This is a genomic window from Paenibacillus sp. GP183, from assembly GCF_900104695.1.
Taxonomy (GTDB): Bacteria; Bacillota; Bacilli; order Paenibacillales; family NBRC-103111; genus Paenibacillus_AI.
This window is the reverse complement of record NZ_FNSW01000001.1, coordinates 4,799,088-4,818,030: the sequence shown is the minus strand read 5'-3', so window position 1 is coordinate 4,818,030 and position 18,943 is coordinate 4,799,088. Positions and strand designations below refer to the sequence as shown.

The following is an 18,943-nucleotide window of genomic DNA, read 5'->3' as shown; positions in this document are numbered from 1 at the left end:
CGTATGGATGGAGGAGACCCAAGTGTCCCGCCTAAATTCGCATGTGAACAGTGTGGAGGAGAGATGTACCCGGAGTATTACAAAGGAGTGTATGGGTACGAATACAGTGTTTCGGATATCCTCCAAACTCAAAAGGACCGTCAGGGCGAACTTCCCTGACGGTTTTTCTTATCATGACCTATGCAGTTCAAGTCAGTAACTGGTAATTAGTCTTCAGTCCGTCAGCATCTCACGCCATGTTGCCGAAAGACGGTTTTCCCGCAAGCTCGTAGCGCAATAGAACCGTGCCTTTGGAGAACGTTCTGGATTCAATCAATTGCAGGGCTGTCGGTATCGTTCCATCGCCGAAGAATCGTTTTCCCTTTCCGAGCAATACCGGAAACTGCCAGATGTTCATTCGGTCAATCAGCTCGTGACGTAGCAATGTCTGGACCAAGTCGCCGCTGCCGACGACGTGCACCTCCGCGTACCGCTCCTTCAACAAAGGCACACTTGTGGTCACATCCGCGTCGAGCAGCTTTGTATTTTTCCAATCGACGCTGGTCAATGTCCGAGATGCGACATATTTCGGTTTCTCGTTCAGCAGCTTGGTGAACGGGTTTTCTTCTGGCGCCTGCGGCCAATACTGCGCGAAGATTTCGTACGTCTTACGACCGAACAACAGAGCGTCGAGGCTCGCATAATCAGCCGCAATCTGTTGTCCGGACTCCGCATCGCGATACGAAACCTGCCACCCGCCATAGCCAAAACTACCATCACGATCTTCATTGTTCTCTCCAGGAGCTTGAACAACGCCATCCAAGGTCATGAACATATGCACAACAAGTTTTCCCATTTTGCTTTTCATCCTTTCTTTTAGCTTAATTGTACGTTAGCGCGTGTAGTGCTGACATGTACCAGGTATTGTCGACGGACGCAATAAACAAGCCCAGCATCAGTCCCGCGACGATAAGTCCCAAATTATTTTTCTTCATTTCCACGACCTGGTTACTCCTTCCGCAGTTGCATTTTTCGTTGTTCACGAACTATATTATAGCATGAGACATGTGAACAGATTTCTCATGGATTGCTATTCCCGAAAAAAGATTGGATACAATAAACATTTTTTTCTTTTTGAATATCAAGTTAGCACCGCTACTAAACCTTTGCGGTCAGATCGCCGTAAGTGATGGTATCAGTAGAGATACAAGCAGTTAGCAAACGGTTAAACATCTGACCTCCAAACTGCCGACGATTGGTTCGAAAGCAGAATTCATTCAAATAGGATTGCAGATGCTTGGAATCTAATCCGTGAAATGTGCCGCCAATAAAGGCTTTGGCGTTGGAAATCATCGTATGCAGCCACTTCAAGTGATCAGGATTATCCTTTACATTGAACTTGATTGGTTGGTGGTCATATTCTTCAGCGAGTGCGTTATAAGACCGATATGCGTCGCTACTGATCGTTGAACCTGGCTCGATGTGCAGTTTCGCAAACTCAACAAGCGTCTTACCTTTCACGTCTGGAATCACTTGCATCTTGACGTATTGCGGTGCTCCTTGTTTATTGAGCGAAACCCCAACAAGCACTGGCGTTTGATCCGTGCCACGCCCACGTTTGCCGCCTTCTGTTGGCGCTCCGAAGAATGCGTCATCCAACTCAACCAAACCAGCCAGTTGGTAGTGGGCATCTCGATCACTCATTGCTTTGCGTATCTTGTGAAGCATCAACCATGCGGTTGGGTAGGAGATTTCCAGCTCACGCGCTAGAAAGACGGCGGAAACACCGCGTTTATCGTGCGCTACAAGGAAAATCGCCCAAAACCAGGTCAGCAGCGGAGTATGCGATTTATGCATAATCGTGCCGGCAGTTACAGACGCCTGATGCTTGCAGCGCATGCATTGATACAGCTTTCGGCTTTCTAAAAAATAGAATGTACTGTGCCCGCATTTAGGGCAAGAGTAGCCGTTCGCCCATCGCATCTGGAACAGATGCTCACGGCATGCATCATCAGAGTGAAACTTCTCTTGAAATCTCTTCAGTGTCATCACTTCTTGTTGAGCCATGTCAACCTCCCGAACATTCGTTTGTATTTAGTATATCAAACAAACGTTCGCGTTGGAAGGATTTGCTGAGGCAACTTGATATACAAATAAAGAATTATTCGGACGACTTCTGAATGCATGCCTTGCTTCTACCCCTTTCGCGGTTGCCTGAGGTATGTGCATAGTCAGAACATTTGTTCTGAATAAGAATAATTTCCCGGGTAATTTTCCTGTTAATCTCTCCAATCCTGCAAAGGCGGTGAAACGTTATGTCGAAATCCACTCAATATGAAGCCGTCAGCTGCAAAACGATACTAAATGAAGTCAAAGCGCCCTCCATGCCTTTTGAGAAGTCGATAAATCCCTATCGCGGCTGCCTGCATGGCTGCAGTTTTTGCTATGCGCGTTCGACTCACAGCTTTCTGGGGATGGAAGGCGACGATACCTTTCAAAAGCACATTCTGCTTAAATCCAATGCAGCCGAAGCTTTGGAGGCAGAGGTACTCAAGCAGCTGCGCCCCGGCAAAAGAAAAAAACCTATAGGCCGAATCGCCATAGGCACAGCAACAGATCCATATCAGCCTATTGAGGGCAAGATGAAGCTGACTCGGGAATGCTTAAAAGTAGCCGCCAAATACCAGCTCACCATCAGCATCACGACCCGTTCTCCACTCGTCTTGAGAGATATCGATATTCTCAAGGAGATTCCGATTACGTCTGTCAACTTGAGCATCAATACATTGAATCCAAATGTTTGGAGAAGTATGGAGCCCTCTACGCCATCTCCGATGAAGAGACTTGAAACAGTCCAACAGCTAATAGAAGCTGGTATTCCTGCCGGTATATTCATGGCTCCTATTTTGCCTTATCTCACTGATAGCCCGGAAGATCTTCATGAACTTATTCAGCAAGCCTCCACGCATCGAGCCGAGTTTGTGATGGCTAATTTTTTGAGGCTAAGCACACGTGAAGTCAAGGTTTGGTTTTTTCAAAATTTACAGATTTACTACCCGGAGCTTGTGATGCCTTACAGCACTCTTTACGGAAGCGCAGCACATGCTCCTGCCAGCTATCGGGAACCGATCCGCAAACAGATCGGAATTTGGCTGGAGCAATATCAATTGAGTGCTTATAAAGCCTATGAAGCAGAGAAACCGGCCGGTCTGCCCGTAAATCCTGCCCAGGAGACTGATCCGGTTCAGCTATCCTTTTCGTTTCTATAAATCTACTCGAATTTATAAGAGGTTACTTGATTGCGCCCATTTCTTTTCGAGGCATACAACGCTTTATCTGCCGAATCCATCAATGAGGCAGCTTCCTTGAATACATTGCCCATCAACGTGGAGACACCGACACTCACTGTAATGATTTTTGCGATTTTGGAATTGCTGTGCGGAATCGCGAGAGCTTCCACTTGACTACGAATGCGCTCGGCTACGTGAATGGCTCCTTCCAGATGAGTCTCGGGCAAAATAATGGCGAATTCTTCACCGCCATAACGAGCCAGAAAGTCTGAGGGACGTGAGAGCCCTTTTCGGATAGCTCCCGCTACTGCTATTAAGCATTCATCCCCAATCAGATGGCCGTAGGTATCGTTATAATTTTTGAAAAAATCAATATCCAGCATAATAAAAGACAGCAGAGTAGAATTCCTGATCGAGCGGCTCCATTCACTCTTGAGAAAATCGTCCATTCTTCGCCGGTTTGCAACTCCTGTAAGGCCATCCACGGTTGCTATTTCCGTAAGCTGCTTATTGGCCTTAAGCAAATTTCGCTCCATCCGCTTTTGCTTCGTGATGTCACGGCTGATCGCCAGAATAGCATTTTTTCCATCATAGGGAATACGTGTGGCTTTGACCTCTACATCGAGATTTTTCCCCTGCATGGTGACGAATTTCTCTTCCGTTTTTTGGCTGAGCATCCCAATCTCCAGATTTTCCTGTTCCTGCTGCTTGATTGTATTCCAATCATTAGGATGGATAAAGTCCAGGACCGGTCTGCCGATTACCTGCTCCTGGCTGGCTGCCTCGAGCATTTGAATCCCGGCCGGATTCATATAGAGGATGGTGCCCTTATGACGTACATCTATCATTTCCGGTGAAAGCTCGACAAGAGTTTTGTAACGTTCTTCACTATTTTTCAAACGGATTTCCGTCTTAATTCGCAATTTAATTTCCTCTTCCAGTTCTGCTTGAATCAGAATCAATTCACTTAACGCCTGAAGAAGCTCCATTTCCTTGGAAGAGAAAGCCCTTGGCTGAGAATCAATGACACACAAGGTTCCTATTCTTTGCTCAGCTCTGATAACTAAAGGAATACCTGCATAGGAGCGAATTCCATCCAATGAGCTGCCAGATGAATAATTCGCATTTCGCCCAGAGGTTAATAAGTCAACGAATGTGAAGGGTACGTCATGTTCCACCACTTCTCGACAAAATGCGGATTGCTGATTAATTTCTTCCAATTGCTTCAGTTCCTCAGAGGTCCCTTCGTAATAAAATTGATGGCTGCCCTTTGGATCCGATGAAATGAATACAGCAGGCAGTTCAAAAATAAGCGAGATCATGCGTAAGATTCGAAGAATAGGTAATTCCTTATCCGGATTCGTCTTGTCCACATTCCAGCTTCCTTCCTGTAAGTGATCATTGCTCTAGTTCTTAAGTCTCAGTATACTCCATTTTGGGCTTTAACGGAATGAATAGACTAAAATGTGTACGCAAAAAAATCCCCACCCCTGCAAAGGAAAAATCCTGAGAGGGGGAGGAGACCGCTAAAGCATGGATTAGTTTTCTTCAAGCACAAGCGCGCCGCCGCAGACGACTGCCGCTGTGTCTACGAATTGATCCTTCCTACATAGTAGTAACTTCACCTTTTCTAAACACAGCCTCAGACTCAATCGGCTCAGCTCTGCGGTAAAATCTACGAAATGTATCCGAGAACATGATGAGAACAAATACCAAAATGACAAAGGCTCCACCAGTTACCAACATGGTAACGTGACCCGGAATTCTGCCGGCAATTTGCCCATAAACAAAGTTACCAAGAGCCATGCCTCCACTCGCAACAATAAAGTTCGCGCTCGCTACACGACCTCGATACTCGCTGCTTGCCCGTTCAAGAACAAACGACAAATTGATGGACATGAAGATGGCTTGTGTTCCTCCAATAGCGACCCCAATGATATAAATAATGGCTGGAATCTGCACCAAGGACAGCATGCAAAGGGTTAAACCGCTTAATATCGCTGAAAAGAGATAGATTCTGCCTTGACCCTTGCGAGATGTAATTGAAGCAATGGCAAGAGTTCCTGCGATTGCCCCCAAACCGATAAACATCATCAGCGTGCCGTAGACACCTTGACCTGCTTTCAAATAATTTTGGATATGTTCCGGCAGGAGTGACATATAAGACATGGTTAACACACAATGCGCTCCAACAATAACAATCAAGCTTCTGATTTCCGGTGTTCGCATAATATAGGCGAAGCCTTGAAAGATGGGTTTGAAAACATTATGAATGGAAAAGTTTCCTCGCTTGACTTCGGATGAGCTCGTTTCAGGTGTGGTCAGGGACGAATTAGGCCGTACCTTTAAAGTTTGCAGCATTGCACCCATATATAGCGCCAAGCAGGTGAAAAAAACAGCGACTGGCCCCAATAGAGCAAGTATCGGCGTCGCAATCCCAGAGCCAAAAAATCCGGCTCCCTGCTGAACACTCCCTTGCAGGGCTGTTGCATTGAACAACGAGGCTTTAGGAACTAGCTCAGGGATCAGAGAATTGGTACAAGTAATCTGGATATTGAATGAAATCCCGAGCAAAAACGCACTGGCAATAATAAACCACGGGCTCGTAAAACCTAATAAAATCAGTACCCCCAGAATTCCTATATTGCAACCGCTTAATGTGTGGGCTATTGTCAACAATCGTCCCCGATCAAAACGGTCACATAGCACTCCTATCAATGGGCCAAATATTACACCTGGAATCATGGAAGCAAATACCGTAGTTCCTACCAATGATGTCGATTGTGATATTGAAAAGACCAACCAACTGGCAGCAACTGTAAATGCGTATTGTCCACTATTTGCCATAGCCGTGCTAAACCATAATAAGCGAAATTGTTTAAATCCCAAAGAAGCAAACGTTTTTGGTAACTCCATTTTACAACTCCTTTTTGAGCCAGACCACTTTGCTGGGTATTGGCATGAAACCTTAAGACTCTCTTTCGCTTTATTTTATTTGATGGCAGCTCTATTCCTTACAGCCTTGTGAATCCTGTTTAGAGCCTCTTCAAGAGTCGACCGCGTACAGGCTAAGTTCATGCGGTAAAAGCCTTTACCTTCTTCACCAAATCCGGCTCCTTCATTGAGTGCTACTTTGGCTTCACCCAGCATAAACAGCTTCAGTTCTTCTGCGTTCATTCCCAAATCGCGGCAGTCCATCCATGCCAGGTAGGTTCCTTCGGCATCAACCACCTTCAATTCCGGAAGATTTTTTTGTGTGAATTCGATTAAGTAATCAAAGTTTCCACGAATATAGGTCATTACTTGATCCAGCCATTCATCGCCGGATGTATAGGCTGTTTCTGAGGCAATGACGGCAAATGTATTGGTCATGGTTGTGTGGGCATCTTGCATCGATTTATTAAATGCATCGCGCATCTCCTTGTTTTGAATAAAGATAAATGATGCCTGAAGACCTGCCATATTGAAGGTTTTGCTGGGTGCCATGCAGACGATCGTTTGTTCAGCCGCCTTGTCGGAAAGGGCGGAAAGAGGGATGTGCTTGTAATTGCTAAAAACCAAATCCGCATGGATTTCATCGGAAATGATCAACATATCGTTCGCCAGGCAAATCTCCGTTAATTCCTGCAATTCTTCTCTCGTCCATACTCGGCCGATTGGATTATGAGGACTGCACAAGATGAGCATTTTGGCGTTTGAAGATTTGATTTTTTCCTTTAAATCATCAAAATCCATTTCATACCGGCCATTGATGTATTTCAATGGGTTTGTGACAAGCTCGCGATTATTCTCTTTCACAACTTTGGCGAAAGGAGCATAAACGGGCGGCTGAATAATAATACTGTCCCCTGGCTTCGTGAATTCTCTGATACAAGCGGTAAGAGCTGGAATCACGCCCGGCGAAAAACAGATCCAGTCCTGCTCTATGTTCCAATTATGTCTTCTGGAAAGCCAACCGCTGATTGCCTCCAGTAAAGAATCTGTGCGAGCCGTATAGCCGTATACGCCAACTTCGGCTCTTTTCTTTAACGCATCAATAACAGGCTGGGGCCCCCTGAAATCCATATCGGCCACCCACATCGGAATGAGGTCTTTCGCACCGAAATACTTCTCTGTCATTCCCCATTTAACTGATGATTCCACTTGATCTACTAGTTCACCAAAGTTGTATAGCATGATAATCCTCCTATTTTTTATTCTAATGGAACTTATTATATCATCACCCTGGATTAAATTGTTAAGCATGTCACGAGAAAAATATGTATTAAAAAAACTCCCGTCCTTTGGAGACGAGAGTTGTTCCTACTGCTGCCTGTCAAGATGAAGCTATAACTTCTTGAAGGACTGTGATCAATCTATCATTTTCTTCAGGGGTACCAATGGTTATCCGTACATGCTCAGGCAAACCCCAAATGCGGCCATAGCGCACAATTACCCCTTTGGCCATCAATTTTTCATAACATGCAAATGCATCAGATCCCAGTTTTACAAGCACAAAATTGCTCATACTCTCTGTATATTCAAGCCCGAGCCGGCGAAAAGCCTCATAGAACCTTTGACGCTCCCCAACTACTAATTCCTGCGATCGACGAACATGTTCATCATCCCCTGCCGCCGCTATGGAGGCTGCCTGAGCCAGGGCGTTCACATTAAACGGTTCCTTCACTTGCAAAATGCTCTGGATAACTTCCTTAGGCGCTGCACCAAAACCGACACGAATTCCTGCCAGGCCGTAAATTTTCGAAAATGTCTGCAATACAAGCACCGGATAACCAGCTTTGACAAATTCCAGTCCATCCGTATAATCCTCAGCAGAAGCGTAATGGCTGTAAGCCGCATCAAGCACAACAAGCACGTGACTAGGCAGCTGATTCAATATTTGCTGAAGGTCCGACTTTGTCAGATAGGTTCCTGTTGGATTATTGGGAGAGCACAGATAGAGCATCTTGGTACGGCTTGTTACAGCGGCAAGTATAGCATCCGCATTGTAAAGATACCCCTCTTGAAGAGGCACTTGGATCGTGACTGCCCCCATCAGGGTAGCGCCGAATTCATATTCGCTAAAGGAAGGGTCCGGTACAATAACTTCGTCGCCCGGATCCAGAAATGCTTCGGAAACGAGCGTAATGAGCTCGTCCGCCCCGTTGGTTACCACTAACTGTTCAGGCGCTATGCCAATCTTGGACGCAATGGTTTGTTTTAAATCGGTCGTTTGGGCATCCGGATAACGATGCAGCTCCAGCAATGATGCCTGGATAGCTTTAAGTGCCTTCGGTGATGGACCAAGCGGATTTTCATTTGATGCCAGCTTGATTACATTCGTGAGTCCGAGCTCGCGCTGTACCTCGGTAATCGACTTTCCGGGCGAGTACGGTTTCATCTTCTGCAAGGCATTTCGAGCCTGAATTTCGTTATTATTGGACATTCTATGCATCTACCTCTCCGTTGACATTCATACATTTAGCTTTAACACGATAATACTATAATACATTACTCTAGTAAAGTACTATACTCCTTGAAGGGAAAATATTTTGCGAAAAAATATCGCCACTCTGCATATTTTTACAGACTGCCGTTCCTGATAATTTTGATCATCGTATCTGCGTTGGGGTAGTTCGCTTTTCTATATTGCTCAGCAACCTTCTCAATATTGTAGCTCACTCGGTCTATCGAAGTTGTGAGACTGCCATCTGCAGCTTCAACGATAGCATACGAAGCCATGGCAAGACCATCAAAAGGCAGACCTACACTGCCAGTGTTCATTACTATTTTACCGTTGATATATTTAACATACGGCTTGTGTATGTGTCCGTACATATAGATTTGAGCATCCTTGGACGACATTAACTTTGACTTCAGCAGTTCATCATCCACACCTGGAAGTACGATATCAAATAAGCTTTCGGGTGTAGCATGGAAAACGTGTATGGAAATGCCGTCCAAGATGAGATTCATTTCCAACGGCAGCTTGTCTAAATAATCAAGATCTGCCCGGTCCAATTGAGAGACGGTCCAGTCCCGTTCGCGATTCATCATTTCTAATGCCTGCTCAGGCACTTCACCCTTTTCAACACCTCGAACGACCCATTCATCGGCATTGCCTTTAATCACTTCTGTTTCCAATGAACGAATCAATTCAAGCGACCGTTTCGGCTCTGGGCCGCGATAACAAATATCTCCCAGCACATAAATTTGATCTACACGCTTTTTTTGAATATCCGCCAACACAGCTTCCAAGGCCTTGGCATTCCCATGTATATCAGATATAAATGCTGCCTTCATATCATCAGCCTCCTTCGGATATCTACTCTTCCTATTGTAACATCTCAACGGGTTATTCACACAAGCAATACTATCGATTGGCACATACTCCGTCCGGCCATCTATGGATTTAAACATTTAAAAGACAAGAGCATGTACCAAAAAATTGTTCGATACCAAAATAAACTGAAAAGCAGCTAGCCGGTTACGAGATTAGCTGCTTTTCAGCTTGGATTGACGTTTTTTCTTCAACAAACCAGCGATCCATAATAAAAGCGGTATAAAGAAACCCATTGTCAGGAAATAAGCAGCTCAGCCGAATGAGTTCAGCGAGTTGCTTTTATTTGACTGTTCCATTGCCGAGATTGAAACTGCTCTGAATACAGTTCTTGAAATCAGTTCCGCCATGCGCATGACAACATGAAGACGGGTGTTCTGAAGCACGACATATTCCATGAACCCTCCGACATTTACCACTCCTGTAATATGTATGTCTCCAACAGAGGGCAATTCCTTGTGCACACCTGCTCCCGGACGAACAGGGCCTTGTCCTACTTGAATACAGCCTACATTGGCAGCTCTTCCGAGACAGGCATCGATACCGATAATGAAGGGATCGCGGATGTTATGGTGAATTTGCTCAAGGGTATCATCGAGATTCAACGCATGAACAGGCACTTCAAGCGTGCCAAATAGGTCAAATGATGAAGAATGGTACTTACTGAGTGCTGAACCTGTGAGCGGACCTAGAGAATCACCCGTGGAACGGTCTGTTCCCAAGCAAACAACAGCAATTCGTTTTCTCGGAGGAAGCTCCGCCAGAAACCCGCTCAGTTGTCGAACTAGCTGTATCGAAGCTGCAGGATCTGTATAAGCAACTTTTAAAGGCATATCAATCATTGTCTCTATTTTCATAAAATCTCCCCTGTCATTTGAAGGTTCAATATTAGGCTCATGTCTGGAAGATGGATCTCGTCATCATAATGATACATAATGTATCAGGGAATGTCTATCATTATTTGACCAATGATCTATATCTATATTTATACAAATTTCGCAAATTAAAAACGCAGCCCATGCAAATCATTAGCTAGGGCTGCGTCTGTGTTTCTAACCTTTTTTATAATAATGCTTATATATCAGGTGTTTAGTTACTTATTTGATAACAATAGTTGTAACAAGCTGGTTAGTACTTACTAATTCAATAAGATGACCTTGTACAAACATGGTAAGATTTCCACTGATTTGAACGTTGGGACTAACATTATAGATCGTAGTTTGGGTAACGCCGTTAATGGTTTGCGTAATGGAAATGGTGGCAATACCGCCAGTAGCATTAGTCGTTGTACCCGCAAGAGTTCCAATTGGATTAACGCTTGGAGGAGTCACCACAACTGGAGTAACTACCTCTACAAAAATAACGAGGTTATTGTAGCTGCCAACTTTGATTTGGTCGCCAACCTGCAGCGCAGATGCTGCAACTTTTACCCCATTACGGTAAATGAATGCATTGGCATCAAGAGTAAGAGTTGTGGGTACTCCACCTTTGTTAATCACAAGCACATTGTTATAAACTGCTGTGTTAACTGTGCCAGTTACAGTGCTATTATCTCCGATTTGATCACCTGAAACAGCAAGCAATTTAGCTAATTGAGCACGAGTTACTGGATCATAAGGTCTGAAAGTGTTATTTTCAAAGCCTTCAATCAAGCCCTTTTCAATCGCTACAGCCACGTAGCCTACAGATCCGGCTGGAATCTCATTAGCATCTTTAAAAGTAAGCTTGGTGTTCATTTTAGCTTTTGCTTCAGCGTCCAGCTTAAGAGCTTTGACTAAAAGCGTAGTCGCCCATAAACGATCAGCTTCTTTTTGTGGTTGTACGGAGGTATCATTTACGTTGAATAAATCATTTTCAAGTGCTACAGCTACATATCCAACAGCCCATGCAGGTACTTTGCCCGCATCTTTAAAATTAAGTTGGGTTGCCATTTTGGCAGGAGATTCAGCTTGATCACGAAGGCCCATCAAACGAACCGCTGCAGTAATAGCATCAATACGGGAAACCACATTTCTTGGTTTGAAGCTTCCATCCTCATAGCCTTCAAATACACGCTTGGAGGCTAGGCTGGCGATATACCTCATTGCCCAATCCACATCATTGCCTTGAACGTCATCGAAGGATACACGGATGTCAGTGTTGTTCTTCACTTTCACATATTGCTTGGAATTGCCATTGTCTCCATGATCATCATTTTTATCATGGCCTTTACCATCAGCAAATGCTGCAGTGCCGCCTCCAAAAATCAATGTCAACGCCAAACCGGATGCCAGCACCTTTTTAAGCAAAATATTTTTCATCTTCAAGTTCCCTCTCCTTTAATAGAATAGTAGATTGATAATGCTGAGTAAGGACCTTCGCGAAGGGTACCTGTCTTATGCTACTAAAATTCGCCCATGTTTTTATTTTTCGGGGGGTCTATCTGGAAAATTTATCGAAATATGTTTTGCATGCAATAAAAAAATACATTGATTAATCGTTGATCCCTTTGTATAATAAGTATATTACTTATAAATACTTACGTTTACTTAAGTAATGAAAGGGGAAAATCCCATTTTTCAAGAAGAGCGTCTGATCGCAATCGTGAAATATTTAAAAAATCATAAGCGTATAAGCGTGGAAGAAATTTGCGACCTGTATGAAGTTTCTCGAGATACAGCACGGCGCGATATGGTTAAGCTGGAAGAGTCTGGACATATTATCCGCACAAGGGGAGGAGCTATTCTTCCTACACTCTCCAAAGAGGTCGGCAATTACGAACAGAGGATGAAAGATGAATCCTCCTCCAAGCTGACCATCGGGAGACTGGCTGCAACTCTGATTCAGGACGGCGATTATTTACTGATGGATGCGTCAACGACCGTTTTTCATGCAGCTGCTGCCATGCAGGCTAGGCATAATATCGTGGTGACCAGCTCAATAGAAATTGCAGCCATACTGACTCGAAAAGAGGATGTGACCATTCATATTTTGGGAGGATTGCTGGATAAAAAGCATCATAGTGTCGTCGGGGCAAAGGCCTTGGAAATGCTTGCGGATTATCACGTGGATAAGTTGTTCATCGGGACATGCGGAATTACCAGCGAAGGCTTGTCTGCTCCCAATGAAGAAGACGGTTATTTAACTCGTGAAATGATGCGCCGGGCAGATCAGGTCATCGTGCTCGCCGATCATTCCAAATTCGGAAAAAGACTTTTCTATCGTCTTGCCGATTTTCAGGATATCGACATCCTCATTACGGATCAGGAGCCCATCGCGGAAATTAAAGATCTGCTTATGAATTGCGGCGTGGAAATTATACTAGCTACTGGAGGAAGCATCCATGATTAAATTGCTTGTTAGTGATTTGGACGGTACATTGCTGGATCATACTAAAAAAGTATCCTTACGCGACCGTGAGGCTCTCACTGAGGCCGCTCGGCAAGGTCTGGCGATCTGCCTCGCTTCTGGCAGAATGCATAGTGAGATCACACAGGTCATGAATGAAATCGGGTTTGCCGCGTACTCCGTGTCGCAAAACGGCGCTTTTATTCATCTGAAGGACGGACGCTTGCTGCAGTCCAAATCATTTGTCCCCGAGCTGGCCGTTAAAATATTCGATATCGCCAAGCCATATGATTTAGTCAAGCTCATTTGTAATGAAGACGGGAATCACATTACGCACTTGACTGAAGCATCTGACCGGATTCAAACTCGGATGTTTGAGCCCTTCATCGTATATCCTATGGCTGAGGAAGCATTAACCCGGGATCTTCCGGCCGCCAAATTTTCCTTTTTCGGTGAAATGGAGATATTGCAGCAGGTTCGTACGGAACTGAACACCCTTCTTGGAGATCAACTCACGATGTATGTGTCCGATCACGACTGTCTCGACATCATGCCGCTTCATGTATCCAAGGGGGATTCGCTGCCATTACTCCTTGAGAGTATCGGACTGCAAGCAGATGAAATCGCCTGTATCGGCGATTCATTCAATGATGTCTCGATGTTCGGGATAACGCCTCACAGCTTTGCCATGGCAAGCGCTCATCCCGATGTGAAAAAGGCTGCCAACTATCAAGTGCATTCAGTTGCCGAAGCTCTCGCCAGGATAAAAGCATATAATAACGGCCAGCCCTATGAGCAGCAGGAGATCCCTTCATGAATCGATTAGTCGGAATGGGCTCGCTTTCCTATTTGCTTACTGGCTTCACTCACGTAATCTTGGGCGCCGTATTAACGGAAATGCTGCAGCATTACGCGCGAAGCTACAGCGACGGCGGCATGCTTATTTTCCTCGAATTCGCCGGATTTTTATGGGGTGTCCTATGCATGCCTTATTTCATTCGCAGCTTTAGCCGCAGGGCATCGATTTGCGGGGCATTTACCCTGCTCGCCCTTTCTGAAATCTGGATCGCCTTGCTGCCGCCATGGTTCATGGTCAACGGCCTCGCCCTCGTAGCAGGCTTCTCATTCGGAGTGATTGAATCCGGAATCGGCACCTTTGTCATGGTCGCATCCAAAGAGAAACAGGCCATTGCTATGAGCAAGCTGGAAGTAGCATTCGGAATTGGCGCGCTCGTCATGCCGTTCATCTCCAGCTTCCTGATTACCCGGGGGGTGTGGAGCTATTCCTTTCTCATCCTGGGCGGGAGCGCGCTCATAATGGCTGTCATCTGGTCTCGAATCTCCATGCGCGATGGCGGCATGGATGATCTTCTCGCTCATAAAATGTCCACCGAACAACGAGGAACCCGAAGACCTGCCTATACCAAAGCAAGCCTGCCTATCCTAGGCAGCTTTATGTTTTTCTTTTTTCTCTATGTAGGGATGGAAACATCGATCATCAATTTCCTGCCCTCCATTTTCATTGAGAAAATGCACTCCAGCACATCCATAGCAACGCTTACGGTATCCGCTTATTGGCTGACGATGGTGATCGGAAGAGTTTTCGCAGGGATTATCGCCGAAAAATACTCTTACTTCAGCTTTCTGGCTTTTACCTGCGGCGGAAGTGTCATTTTGCTGATGCTGCTGGCATTTAATACTACAATCTGGGGCGGCTATGCCATTGTCCTCTTACTCGGATTGTTAATGGCCGGCATGTTTGCTGTGGGTCTGATTTTTGCCAATCGCTTCATCCCTGGAATGACAGAACGAACGACGAGCTTGCTGATTGCGTCCGGTGGTCTGGGCGGTTCTCTTTTGCCCCTGGGAGCCGGTTGGAGTATGGATCGGTTTGCCAGCGATGTCACCTTGTGGATCTTTGTCTTTCTTATTCTGATTTCTTTTGCCATCATTTTATATTCCAAACGGTGGGAGCAGCAAACAGCATGACGATGTTTATCACCGGCTTTCTTCTTTCTATTTCCTTGTGTTTGGATTTGGGGATCGTCAATGTGGCTATTCTGCAGGCTGGGATTAAACGCGGATTTCTGCCTTCGTTTATGATCGGTGTCGGTTCGAGCTTTGGGGATCTGACCTACGCGGTGTTAGCCGTGATGGGTGTGTCCTACATCTTGAATCAATTTGCCGTGCTGCGCTGGATATTGTGGATCGGAGGAACGCTGGTTCTGATCTACATGACCGTGCAAATGCTGAGAGCTTCCTTGAAGCCCAAAGAGGTGCAAGGCTCAGATGAAGCCGACAAAATGGTCCGTCGGCCTTGGTATCGGGACGCCGCATTGGGATTGGGACTGGCTCTCTCCTCGCCGTCCGTAATTCTTTGGTTTGCTATGGTGGGAGGAAGTATCGTAGCTTCTCAGGGAGATCGCATCAAAGGAGCGCTGACTCCATTCTTGCTCGGCTTTTTTACAGCCTCCATCGTCTGGTCGTTCTTCATGGCACTCATTAGCAGCGAAGGCGGAAAGAGGATGGGAGCCCGGCTGCACCAGATCTTCTCCATCCTCTCATCTTTGCTGTTTTTGTATTTGGCCATTCAAGTGTTTTTCAATGGGTACACGGAATTTGTCAGGTAGTCGGCAAAGGTTTGGTAGTCATTTTGCATTTTCATTGCATTTCGTACAATGAAATCTGAGGGAAATATTGGATATAGCCAAACATTGCAATCTGTACACTGTTACTTAGGTAATTGGAGCGGTCAGGTGAATTCCAGCTGATTTGAATGTACTTTTTACACTGTTCTCCACATTGGCGAAGCTTTATCTAAATAACAGTGCACGTAATGCAATGTTCCTAGTTTGAACAATTGAATTGGATGTAATTGGATGTAATTGGATGTAATTGGATGTAATTGGGTGAATTCAGCATGATCTGTGTCACATCAGCGAGATGCGATTTTACCTCAGCGTCAGTAAGATGCGAATCGCGTTTGGGTCAAAGGCGATGTCTTTGATCCCGATCATTTGAGGCATATTCTGTGCCATCTGAATTCGGAGCGGATTCAAATGAAACCATTCCTGAGGTACTTCCATCTGTTTGATTTGGGTGCTGAGGTGAGTGATTACCAGATCAGGGTTTTTCCATTCCATGAGGAAAAATAATTTGGCAGCTGCTGCCACCTTATGATTCCACAGCAAATTCACGTCAGCCTCCACACGATTACCATTCAGCTTGAACTGCGCACCGGTAATGGTTACATTATTCGGCAAATCGGCATGCTCGGAGAGTTGCTTTTTCACCAGATTATTGAGATCCTGCTCCGTGAGCTGAACCTCCAGCTTACGGTTTTTCACCATGTCCAGTATCTTTTCGACGACAGATACTTCCTTATACTTCAAATCCAAATCTTGATCAGGCTTAACTGCTTGCACGGCTGCCCAATACAACCCAAAACTAATTACGGCCAAAATGACGATGGTAAAGATCAATTTCCTCAACAATTGTGCAGCCTCCCCTCTCCCGAGTTTGGCATGCACCGCCGACGGCGGCGATACACGAATCAGCTATACGGTGCATCAGGAAAGGCGGCTGGCACCGCCAGCTGCGCTACTCTTTCTGCGGCTTGGCCTTCAGCCACTTCGGCGCGCCCTTGTTCTTGCGCTCGCGCTCGAGCTGCGCCTTGCTCGGGCCCGCGGCTTTGCCGCTCGGCGCCGCTGCCGGGCGAGCCCCGCCTGCGGCGGCACCGGGTTTCGCCGCCGCACGGCCTGCGCCGCCGTTGGCGCTGCGCATCGCGGCGCCTTGGGCACCCGCGCGCGGCGCGGCACCCGGGCGCACCCCGGCGGCATCGCCGCTTTCGCGCGCTGAGCCGCCCGCCGGGCGCGCTTCAGCGCGGCGGCTGCGCCTAGCAGCCGCGCTGCGGTCATCGGCCGGATCAACAATCCGGCCTTCATACATCGCCTTCGGCGCGATCGTGATGCCGAGGGCTTTCTCGAACTTGTCGAGGATGAATTGCTCCTTCCTCGTAATGATAGAGACGGCCGTGCCCTTGCGGCCCATACGGCCGGTTCGGCCGACACGGTGAACGTAATGCTCTGCGTTCACCGGGGGGTCCAGGTGGAAGACGTGCGTCACGCCTTCGATGTCCAGCCCCCTGGCGGCGATGTCGGTCGCCAGCAGCAGTTGGAACTTCCTCTCGCGGAAATTGCCCATCACCTTTGCTCGATCCTGTTTGCTTGCTTCTCCGTACAAGGCTTCCACGGAAAGACCCGCGTATTGAAGCTTGCCCACGACTTCTGCAATATCTTGGGTTGCGTTTATGAACACAATGGCCGAAGGAGGTTCAATCAGCCTCACCAATCGGCGGAGGGTATCAATTTTCTCTCGCTCCTCACAGAGAAAGTAGATATGCTCCAAACTCTCAGCCGTGATTTGCTCTGGATTGATCCTGACCACTTCCGGCTCCTGCATCCATTTGCTCGCTGCATCATGAATAGGCTTAGGGATCGTCGCGGATACGAAAACAAGCTGCTTCGTTTTGAGCATGCCCCCCAGAATCGTTTGAACTTCATTCATCGAGCCCAGCTCAAACACTTGGTCCACTTCATCCACAATGACGGTCAGGACATGGTGCAGGCTTAGCTTGCGCACCTTCACCAGCTCCTGAATCCGTCCGGGTGTGCCGACCACTATATGGGGATGAAGCCTCAGCTTCTCAATTTGGCGGAAAGTCGCCGCTCCCCCGATCAACGCTTGGGAGCGAATCAGTCCACCAACCGTAAGCTTTTCAATTTCGTGCATGATTTGGATCCCTAACTCGCGGGTCGGCACCAGCACCATGATCTGAAGCTGTTTTTGGCTTGGATCTATCCGCTGCAAAGCGGGCAGCAAATAAGCCAGTGTCTTTCCCGTTCCTGTTTGCGATTGCAGAATGACATCCTTCCCCTGCAAAAGCAAAGGAATCGCCTCCGACTGGATCGGTGTAGGCTGCTGCAAGCCCGATTCTTCCAGCTTTTGAACATAAAGGGGGTCTATTTGTAGCTCTTCAAAGCTTGCTGCCACGGATTAACCTCATTTCAAGCATTCTTTTTTCCAATTATAAAGCACCCTAATCTTCTGCACAAATCGACTTGACCTTCATACACACGAATACCCTGTCTCCCAAAGGACACAGGGTAAAGAGGACTCCGCCCTAGATTTTCAAAAAAATAAAAAGACCAAGAATACCCGCTACACATAATAAACCAATAGTTTGCACAGTTTGCATCCTTTTTTTGCGAAGCCTACCTTGTTCCAATCTTATTTGGATCAAGTTCCAGGAATTGCGGTCATAAATCACAAGGTTGACAAGCTCTATATACTGTCGGATGACAACAAACCGGAACAGCTCCTCCAAGCTGTCATTCGGTTCTTTTTCACTCATCGAAATTTCCCCACTCCTCCAGCAATTTGTGCCTGATGGCATCCCTAGCCCGATAAAGCCGCTGTCGGATGACTCCCTCCGTTACTCCGAGTTCGGTCGCCATATCTTTGTACGATAAATTATGTATCCATTTCATTGCGATAATTTGACGATAGGCAGGGCTTAGTTCATTGATGTAGGCAATTATCGCTTCGCGCATGATTTTCAGCTCAACTTCTTTTTCCAGTGGAATCGTCTTTTGGACGGCGGGCGCCGACTCTTTCAATATGAAGACACCTTCGGCATCCAATTCATCACGGTTTCTTTTATATTTGCGTAAATGGTTTAAAGTTACATTTCTCGTCAGCTTTTTAATCCAGCCTTCGTACTTATCCTTTTCTTTAAGCAAAGGAGCTTTTCGAACAGCACGCAAAAACGATTCCTGAATAATATCTTCCACTCCGGCATGATCTCTTAGAATAAAATAAATGGTGGGATAAACAAACATGTAATATTCTTGGTACACCTTCTCCTGCAAGCCCTTATCCAAAGTATGAAAATCATTAGTAAACAACTCAATCAAATACTTCGACATAACAGCCCCCTGGTACAGAGTGGTACTTACTTCTGCAAATA

The 18,943-nt window shown here is 46.2% G+C and carries 18 protein-coding genes; 5 read left to right on the top strand and 13 right to left on the bottom strand.

Annotation, left to right across the window (positions count from 1 at the left end; translation table 11 throughout):
• Nucleotides 1-229: 229 nt before the first annotated feature.
• Nucleotides 230-835: a dihydrofolate reductase family protein gene (locus tag BLV33_RS23885; RefSeq protein ID WP_090797727.1), complete on the bottom strand. Its 606-nt coding sequence runs from the start codon at nucleotides 833-835 to the stop codon at nucleotides 230-232.
• Between the two features lie 302 nt (nucleotides 836-1,137).
• Entirely contained in the window at nucleotides 1,138-2,046 is a 909-nt protein-coding gene (locus BLV33_RS23880) for an IS1595 family transposase (protein ID WP_090797726.1), read from the bottom strand.
• A 248-nt stretch (nucleotides 2,047-2,294) separates the two neighbouring features.
• Between BLV33_RS23880 and BLV33_RS23875 the strand changes: the two genes are divergently transcribed.
• Complete coding sequence (locus BLV33_RS23875) at nucleotides 2,295-3,248, top strand: SPL family radical SAM protein (RefSeq protein ID WP_090797724.1); 954 nt, start codon at nucleotides 2,295-2,297, stop codon at nucleotides 3,246-3,248.
• Between the two features lie 2 nt (nucleotides 3,249-3,250).
• On the opposite strand, the gene BLV33_RS23870 is transcribed toward BLV33_RS23875, so the two are convergent.
• The 7 genes from BLV33_RS23870 to BLV33_RS23840 all read right to left on the bottom strand — a co-directional run bounded on the left by BLV33_RS23870 (nucleotide 3,251) and on the right by BLV33_RS23840 (nucleotide 11,888).
• The gene (locus BLV33_RS23870) at nucleotides 3,251-4,642 is read right to left on the bottom strand and encodes a diguanylate cyclase domain-containing protein (RefSeq protein ID WP_090797723.1); all 1,392 of its coding nucleotides are present in this window, start codon (nucleotides 4,640-4,642) and stop codon (nucleotides 3,251-3,253) included.
• A gap of 232 nt (nucleotides 4,643-4,874) precedes the next feature.
• Nucleotides 4,875-6,185 (bottom strand): MFS transporter, encoded by a 1,311-nt coding sequence (locus BLV33_RS23865; RefSeq protein ID WP_090797721.1) that lies wholly within the window; start codon nucleotides 6,183-6,185, stop codon nucleotides 4,875-4,877.
• A 75-nt stretch (nucleotides 6,186-6,260) separates the two neighbouring features.
• Nucleotides 6,261-7,445 (bottom strand): MalY/PatB family protein, encoded by a 1,185-nt coding sequence (locus BLV33_RS23860; protein ID WP_090797720.1) that lies wholly within the window; start codon nucleotides 7,443-7,445, stop codon nucleotides 6,261-6,263.
• A gap of 139 nt (nucleotides 7,446-7,584) precedes the next feature.
• Nucleotides 7,585-8,694: a histidinol-phosphate transaminase gene (gene hisC, locus BLV33_RS23855; RefSeq protein WP_090797718.1), complete on the bottom strand. Its 1,110-nt coding sequence runs from the start codon at nucleotides 8,692-8,694 to the stop codon at nucleotides 7,585-7,587.
• Between the two features lie 137 nt (nucleotides 8,695-8,831).
• Nucleotides 8,832-9,551 (bottom strand): metallophosphoesterase family protein, encoded by a 720-nt coding sequence (locus BLV33_RS23850; protein ID WP_090797717.1) that lies wholly within the window; start codon nucleotides 9,549-9,551, stop codon nucleotides 8,832-8,834.
• A gap of 291 nt (nucleotides 9,552-9,842) precedes the next feature.
• On the bottom strand, nucleotides 9,843-10,445 hold the full coding sequence (gene yyaC / locus BLV33_RS23845) for a spore protease YyaC (protein WP_090797715.1): 603 nt from the start codon (nucleotides 10,443-10,445) through the stop codon (nucleotides 9,843-9,845).
• A 240-nt stretch (nucleotides 10,446-10,685) separates the two neighbouring features.
• The gene (locus BLV33_RS23840; protein ID WP_090799183.1) at nucleotides 10,686-11,888 is read right to left on the bottom strand and encodes an S-layer homology domain-containing protein; all 1,203 of its coding nucleotides are present in this window, start codon (nucleotides 11,886-11,888) and stop codon (nucleotides 10,686-10,688) included.
• A gap of 235 nt (nucleotides 11,889-12,123) precedes the next feature.
• Between BLV33_RS23840 and BLV33_RS23835 the strand changes: the two genes are divergently transcribed.
• Genes BLV33_RS23835 through BLV33_RS23820 form a run of 4 tightly spaced genes read left to right on the top strand, consistent with a single transcriptional unit; the run spans nucleotide 12,124 to nucleotide 15,545 of the window.
• On the top strand, nucleotides 12,124-12,918 hold the full coding sequence (locus tag BLV33_RS23835; RefSeq protein ID WP_366414834.1) for a DeoR/GlpR family DNA-binding transcription regulator: 795 nt from the start codon (nucleotides 12,124-12,126) through the stop codon (nucleotides 12,916-12,918).
• The gene (locus BLV33_RS23830) at nucleotides 12,911-13,732 is read left to right on the top strand and encodes an HAD family hydrolase (RefSeq protein ID WP_090797714.1); all 822 of its coding nucleotides are present in this window, start codon (nucleotides 12,911-12,913) and stop codon (nucleotides 13,730-13,732) included. Before BLV33_RS23835 ends, BLV33_RS23830 begins: the two co-directional genes overlap by 8 nt.
• Nucleotides 13,729-14,904: an MFS transporter gene (locus BLV33_RS23825; RefSeq protein WP_090797713.1), complete on the top strand. Its 1,176-nt coding sequence runs from the start codon at nucleotides 13,729-13,731 to the stop codon at nucleotides 14,902-14,904. The genes BLV33_RS23830 and BLV33_RS23825 overlap by 4 nt, the downstream gene beginning before the upstream one ends.
• Complete coding sequence (locus BLV33_RS23820) at nucleotides 14,901-15,545, top strand: LysE family translocator (RefSeq protein WP_253187150.1); 645 nt, start codon at nucleotides 14,901-14,903, stop codon at nucleotides 15,543-15,545. The genes BLV33_RS23825 and BLV33_RS23820 overlap by 4 nt, the downstream gene beginning before the upstream one ends.
• 321 nt (nucleotides 15,546-15,866) lie before the next feature.
• Here BLV33_RS23820 and BLV33_RS23815 read toward each other — a convergent pair whose 3' ends face one another.
• The 4 genes from BLV33_RS23815 to BLV33_RS23800 form a co-directional block, all read right to left on the bottom strand.
• Nucleotides 15,867-16,409: a hypothetical protein gene (locus BLV33_RS23815; RefSeq protein ID WP_090797711.1), complete on the bottom strand. Its 543-nt coding sequence runs from the start codon at nucleotides 16,407-16,409 to the stop codon at nucleotides 15,867-15,869.
• Between the two features lie 106 nt (nucleotides 16,410-16,515).
• A complete protein-coding gene (locus BLV33_RS23810; RefSeq protein ID WP_090797710.1) occupies nucleotides 16,516-17,967 on the bottom strand; it encodes a DEAD/DEAH box helicase in 1,452 nt (483 codons plus the stop codon).
• Between the two features lie 130 nt (nucleotides 17,968-18,097).
• Nucleotides 18,098-18,328, bottom strand: a complete 231-nt coding sequence (locus BLV33_RS23805; RefSeq protein ID WP_090797709.1) for a hypothetical protein — start codon at nucleotides 18,326-18,328, stop codon at nucleotides 18,098-18,100.
• The gene (locus tag BLV33_RS23800; protein WP_090797707.1) at nucleotides 18,321-18,902 is read right to left on the bottom strand and encodes an RNA polymerase sigma factor; all 582 of its coding nucleotides are present in this window, start codon (nucleotides 18,900-18,902) and stop codon (nucleotides 18,321-18,323) included. The genes BLV33_RS23805 and BLV33_RS23800 overlap by 8 nt, the downstream gene beginning before the upstream one ends.
• Between the last annotated feature and the right edge of the window lie 41 nt (nucleotides 18,903-18,943).